The sequence below is a fragment of the Falsiroseomonas oryzae genome (genome assembly GCF_027856955.1).
Taxonomy (GTDB): Bacteria; Pseudomonadota; Alphaproteobacteria; order Acetobacterales; family Acetobacteraceae; genus Falsiroseomonas; species Falsiroseomonas oryzae.
Genome location: NZ_JAPSMD010000438.1, coordinates 1 through 4,363, shown reverse-complemented (window position 1 = coordinate 4,363; position 4,363 = coordinate 1). Strand labels below are relative to the sequence as shown.

The following is a 4,363-nucleotide window of genomic DNA, read 5'->3' as shown; positions in this document are numbered from 1 at the left end:
CGCAACGCCATGGCGGTGGGCGCGGAGGCCGCGGACCGGCTGCGCCTGCTGTTCCCCATGCCCGGCGCGGTGCTGGCGGAGGGCGGCACGGTGACGATCCGCGCGGCGGGCGGGCGGCGCCCGCTGACCTTCCTGGTGGATGGCGCGCCGCTGGAGGCGGAGCGCGCGCGGCGCGAGGTGGCCTGGACGCCGCCGGGGCCGGGCTTCTACCGCGTCACGGTGCTGGACGCGGACGGGGCGGCGGCGCGGGCGGAGCTTAGGGTGCGGTGAGGGGTGGCGCCGGGAGCGACCCTGAGCGGATCGCGAGAGGCGGCCGATGTGCTTTTGCGCTGGACAGGCGTGCCTGCTGGTCCGCACAGTCGCCATCGCTCCTCAAGACAATGAACCAGCAGGCGTGGAGCGCAGCCTCCCTTCCCATGAAGGAGCATGAGCCATGCCTGTTGCCCTCGCATCGTCCCGCCGCCTGACGCGTCCGGTTGCCACGCTGCACTACCTGCGGCGGCGGCGCATCGTCGGCGCTGGCCTTGCGGTTGCTGCGCGTCCGGCCTGGGCGCAGGCGCCCTGGCCCCGCATGCCGCTGCGGATCGTGGTCGGCTTCCCGGCCGGCGGCGGCATCGACCTGGCGGCGCGCTCGCTGGCGCGCAGCCTCGCCGACGCGCTCGGTCAGCCGGTGCAGGTCGAGAACCGCACCGGCGCGAATGGCGGCCCGGCGATGGAGGCCGCGCTGCGCGCCGTCGATGGGCATACGCTGCTGTTCGGCAATACCGGCAGCCTCGCCATCAACAACGAGCTCTTCCCCGATCTCGGGGTCGACTCGCTGCGCGACTTCACGCCGGTCGGACAGCTGATCGAGGGGCCGTTCTTCGTCGGCGTCTCCGCGCGGCTGCCGGTGAATACCATGGCCGACCTCATCGCCTATGCGCGCGCTCATCCCGGCCAGCTGAATTTCGGCTCGAACGGCATCGGCTCGCTGCACCACCTTGCCTTCGAGCAGCTCCGCCGGCCGCTCGGGCTCGACATCCACCACATCCCCTATCGCGGCATCCCGCTCGCGATGCCTGACCTCGCCGCCGGCCGCCTGGGTTTCGTGATGGACCCCTACGCGACCATGCGCCCGGCGGAGGAGGCCGGGCATCTGCGCATCGTCGCGGTCACCTCGGCGTCGCGCGTGGACCTCCGGCCGGATCTGCCGACGGTCGCCGAGGCGGCCGGCCTGCCGGATTACGAGATCCTGGCCTGGATGGCGCTGATGGTGCCCGCGACCATGCCGGACGCCATCCGCCAGCGGCTCGAGGCGACCATGGCCTCGGCCCTGCAGGGGGGCGAGCTGCCGCGCGCGCTGGAGCGCCAAGGCCTGTCGCCACGCTTCCGCGACGGCGCGGCCACGCGCGCCCTCATCGAGGCGGAGAGGGCGCGCTACCGCGCGCTCATCCGCCAGGCCGGGATCCGGCCCGACGGCGGCTGAGCGGCACCGGCGGAGAGACGGCCGAACCGCTGCGGAATGGCCATGCCGGGCGGATCCGGGTGCGGCCCGGGCGGGCCGCAGACATCACGCGTAGCCCGCGGCACGCAGCGCGATGAGGCCCGCCGCGCCCAGCGTCAGCCCCGCCGCCGCCAGGCGCAGCACGCGCTGCACGCCCACCACCCCGCCGAGCGCCGAATCATGCAGCCGCGTGGCGAGGATGGCGTAGCTGCCATGCACGAGCATGGCCGCGCACAGATAGAGCAGCGCCAGGACGCCGCTCTGCGGCCAGGGCGGCAAGTCGGGATCGAGGAAGCCGATCGCGGAGGAGACGAAGAAGGCCAGGGACATCGGGTTGACCACGGCCAGCACGAACCCGCCCGCGACCGCGCCGGGCCCGCCCTCGATGCGCCACCAGGCGTTGCGCGACGCGATGCGGCGCCTCGGCGGCAGCACCGCGGCGCGCAGCAGCCGCAGGCCCAGGAAGGCCAGCACCGCCGCAGCCGCAAGCTGCACCGTCGTCAGGATGTCGGGCCGGCTGAGCAGCAGCAGGCCGAGGCTGAAGCTCACGCTCATGGCCAGGCAGTGACCGGTCAGGATCCCGCAGATGGCGAAGCTGGCCAGGCGCCGCCCGCCGACGACGCTGCTGAGCAGCACATGCGCCACGGCGGGCCCCGGTGCCGCGATGACGGCGAGGGCCATGGCGAGGAAACCGAGGGGATCGTTCGGCATGGCGGCCGTCCGCGCGGACCCCCTATGCCTCGCGCCGGCCCCGGTGGTCGGCGCCCGGGACGTGCGGCGCGACGACCACGCCAGCCGGGCCCCGGCTCTTGGCGCACAGCAGCAGACGAAGCGGAAGAACCCTGAATCCTGGCATCGTCGCAGCCTCCTGCATCAGTCGCGTGCAGGAGTGCAGCGGAAGCGGGCGCAGGTCCCGAAGACCGGCCGAAACTTCGCCGAAATCGCCATCATCGGCCGAAGCTGTCGATGACCTGCCGAGTCCGTATGTCGCGGCAGGCTGACCGGCGCCGCGCCTGTCTCCGGGATGGTCCTGGCGGGCCGTCGAAGGTCAGGCACGCCCCCCGCAGGCCGCGACCGCCGCGCGCATGTGCTCCGGCACCGGCGCCACCACGCGCAGCGCCGGTTCCAGCGGCAGCGCGATCCCGCGGGCCAGCAGGTGCAGCGTCCCCGCCCCGCCGCCATACAGCGCGTCGCCCAGGATCGGCGCGCCGAGATGGGCGCAGTGCACGCGCAGCTGGTGCGTCCGTCCGGTCTCGGGGCGGAGCTCCACGAAGGTCATGCCGGGCGCGCGGCCCAGCACGCGCCAGGCGGTGCGGGCGGGATCGCCGGCGGGATGCACCTCCATCCGCCAGCCGCGTTCTCTCGTGCTGACCTTGCGGAGCGGCGCGTCCACCACGCCGGCAGCGCCACGAAGGTCGCCGCGCAGCACGGCCCAGTAGGTCTTCTCCACCCGCCGTTCGGCGAACAGCGCATTCAGCCGCGCCAGCATCGGCGCGGTGCGGCCCAGCACCAGGCAGCCGGCGGTGTCGGCATCCAGCCGGTGCGCGGGGTGCGGGTCGCGCCGCTTGCCCAGGCGCAGCGCGGGTAGCCAGCGTTCCAGGCTCTCGCCCGACCGCGCCGAGACCGGCAGGCCGGCCGGCTTGTCCAGCACCAGCACCTCCGGCGCGACATGCAGCAGCCGCGCTCTCAGCCAGTCGGGGAGGGCAATCTCCGCTTGGCGGGGCACCGCGGGGGAGGGCAGCCTGCCTCGCATGGCCCTCGACCCCCGCCCCGTCGTCGTCTGCCTCGGCAGCGTCGTCATGGACCACACCTTCCACGTGGACGACATCGTCCAGCCGCCCTCCAAGAACCGCGCGCGGTCCTATGCGCTCGGGGCCGGTGGGCTGGCGGCCAACGCCTCCATCGCCGTCAGCCGGCTGGGAGGCAACTGCATCTTCTGGGGCCGGGTGGGGGACGACCTCAACGGCCGCCCCCTGCTGGCCGCGCTGGCGGAGCAGGGGGTGGATGTCTCGCATTGCCGGCTCGCGCCGGGCGGGCGCACGCCGGTCTCCGCCGTGCTGGTGGACCCGATGGGCGAGCGCAGCATCTACAGCTACCGCGGCGACAACCTCGGCACCGAGCCGGACTGGCTGCCGCTGCACCTGATCGACACGGCGCAGGCCTTCCTCTGCGACCCGCGCTGGCCGGAGGGCGCGGCGCGCGCGCTGGACCACGCGCGCGCGAAGGGCGTGCCGACGGTGATCGACGGCGAGAAGAGCGAGACGCGCATCCTGCTCGACCTGATCCCGCGCGTGGACCACGCGGTGTTCTCGGTCCCGGGCCTCGCGAATTTCGCCCCGGGGCAGAAGCCGGTGGACGCGCTGCATCGGGCGATCGAGGCGGGGTGCCGGGTCGCCGCCGTGACCCAGGGAGAGAAGGGTACGCTGTGGATGACACGGGAGGACCCGACCCCGCGCCGGACCCCTGCCTTCCGCGTGCAGGCCACCAACACCACCGGCGCAGGCGACGTGTTCCACGGCGCCTATGCGCTGGCCATCGCGGAAGGCCAGCCGATCGAGGCGGTGATGCGCTTCGCCTCCGCTGCCGGCGCGCTGCGCGCGCGCGACGGCGCGACGCCGACCCGCGACATGGTGGAGGCGCTGCTGGCCGGCTGACCGCCGGCCCCGCCGATCAACTCTTGCGCCGCGGCCCGTTGGCGCGTTGCGAGCCGCCGGCCGCGGTGCATAGGCTCGCCAGGGGGAAGCGCCGAGCGAGGTAGGAAGCCGCATGCCCGTCGGCACGGGGCCTGATGCCGCCAGCGCGGGCATGGAGGGCGCCACCACGCGCAGCACGGCGGCGCCGCGGGCGCAGCATCGCGGGCCGACGCTGGCGCGACGCCTG

At 74.4% G+C, this 4,363-nt stretch carries 5 protein-coding genes; 3 read left to right on the top strand and 2 right to left on the bottom strand.

Annotated elements, in window-relative coordinates; translation table 11 throughout:
• Positions 1-270: hypothetical protein (locus OZN99_RS26435; protein WP_456299905.1), on the top strand; the 270-nt coding region annotated here is incomplete at its 5' end.
• A 163-nt stretch (positions 271-433) separates the two neighbouring features.
• Positions 434-1,465, top strand: a complete 1,032-nt coding sequence (locus OZN99_RS26430) for a Bug family tripartite tricarboxylate transporter substrate binding protein (protein ID WP_270938220.1) — start codon at positions 434-436, stop codon at positions 1,463-1,465.
• Between the two features lie 84 nt (positions 1,466-1,549).
• On the opposite strand, the gene OZN99_RS26425 is transcribed toward OZN99_RS26430, so the two are convergent.
• Together OZN99_RS26425 and OZN99_RS26420 are read right to left on the bottom strand one after the other, a co-directional pair.
• Positions 1,550-2,194, bottom strand: coding sequence for a LysE family translocator (locus tag OZN99_RS26425; RefSeq protein WP_270938219.1), 645 nt, complete (start codon positions 2,192-2,194; stop codon positions 1,550-1,552).
• 337 nt (positions 2,195-2,531) lie between these two features.
• The gene (locus tag OZN99_RS26420) at positions 2,532-3,209 is read right to left on the bottom strand and encodes an RluA family pseudouridine synthase (RefSeq protein ID WP_270938218.1); all 678 of its coding nucleotides are present in this window, start codon (positions 3,207-3,209) and stop codon (positions 2,532-2,534) included.
• A 25-nt stretch (positions 3,210-3,234) separates the two neighbouring features.
• On the opposite strand from OZN99_RS26420, the gene OZN99_RS26415 reads away from it, so the two are divergent.
• Positions 3,235-4,137 (top strand): PfkB family carbohydrate kinase, encoded by a 903-nt coding sequence (locus OZN99_RS26415; RefSeq protein WP_270938217.1) that lies wholly within the window; start codon positions 3,235-3,237, stop codon positions 4,135-4,137.
• The last annotated feature ends 226 nt before the right edge of the window (positions 4,138-4,363 follow it).

What these genes read in the sequence shown, in the direction of transcription:
- OZN99_RS26415 (WP_270938217.1), top strand. Translation starts at nt 3,235, where the DNA reads ATGGCCCTCGACCCCCGCCCCGTCGTCGTCTGCCTCGGCAGCGTCGTC.
- OZN99_RS26425 (WP_270938219.1), bottom strand. Translation starts at nt 2,194, where the DNA reads ATGCCGAACGATCCCCTCGGTTTCCTCGCCATGGCCCTCGCCGTCATC.
- OZN99_RS26430 (WP_270938220.1), top strand. Translation starts at nt 434, where the DNA reads ATGCCTGTTGCCCTCGCATCGTCCCGCCGCCTGACGCGTCCGGTTGCC.